The sequence below is a fragment of the Psychrobacter sp. 1U2 genome (genome assembly GCF_051847575.1).
Map to the genome: position 1 here is coordinate 1 of NZ_JBPYDC010000413.1, position 1,116 is coordinate 1,116.

Sequence of the window (1,116 nt, forward strand, 5' to 3'; positions counted from 1 at the left end):
GAGTCTGACGCATACCCTACTAGCTCACTAATACGGCTGATGCTGTTTTGCTGCAAACGTAGATAACGTGCTGCCAAGCGCAAACGGTAATCAATTAAATATGTCAGAGGCGGCATTCCAACCACATCTTTAAACCGCTGGGCAAAGCTTGAGCGAGACATTCCTGCTAGCTCAGCAAGCTTATGAATCGTCCAGTTTCGATCTGGTGCATAATGCATCGCTACCAATGCTTTGGATAAAAATGGATCTTTTAGCGCTTTAAGCCAATTGTCTGTTGCCTCAGGCAAGCTCTCAATATAGGTACGCAGGCACTCAATCATCATGATACTGGCCCAATGGTTGATGACTGCCGTCTTACCCATACGCTCATGCTCAGACTCCAAGGTCAACAGCTTGACCTCGACATCAATAACGCCAAATCGACCATCAGACATCTCGGCAAGCTCAGGCAATATCGTTGGCAGAACTGACAATAATGGTTGCGTCATCTCTTTTTCATATTTACATTCAATCAAAATCAAACATGCATTGATCTCACCTTCTCCATTGAGATCTATAACATGGCTTTCAGATTCATTGAGCATCTCATCTAGAGGTTTGGCATTATCACCATGATGATTAAGTGCATAGCTGACATGTTTATAGGAGTTTGAGATCATAATTGTATCGCCAGTCTTTGCCTCTCGTATCTCACTGCCGACATCGATACAAAAACTACCCGATAACACTAAATAAAACAAAATCGTATCTTTTCTATCAATTGAATATGACCAATTACCCCTACCATTTAAACGATAGTAATTTGTTTCAAACAAATGCACATTTTGTAATAACATACTAAGTGCGTCCATTAACAATTTCCTCAATAATGTATGGCAACTTACGGCAGCTAAGCCGGGCTCTGCAAAATAAACTACCTAAGAGACAATACACAAGAAAAATCGTTTACTGTGGACTGCTATTAAAGTTATACGCACGCTACACACATTTTATACTAATAGCAGCGAGACGATATTCTTTATATAGACTATTAATATACATAGTATTAATCAGAAAGATACTGTTTCTTAAGTGTAGATTTAGGATACTGCTTAATAATGGGGGTTATTTCGCTAA

At 39.5% G+C, this 1,116-nt stretch carries 1 protein-coding gene; it reads right to left on the reverse strand.

Annotation, left to right across the window (positions count from 1 at the left end; translation table 11 throughout):
- Nucleotides 1–836, reverse strand: an 836-nt coding sequence (locus ACS8FD_RS16235; protein ID WP_439276602.1) for a helix-turn-helix transcriptional regulator, incomplete at its 3' end; no start/stop codon positions are given.
- Nucleotides 837–1,116 lie beyond the last annotated feature (280 nt).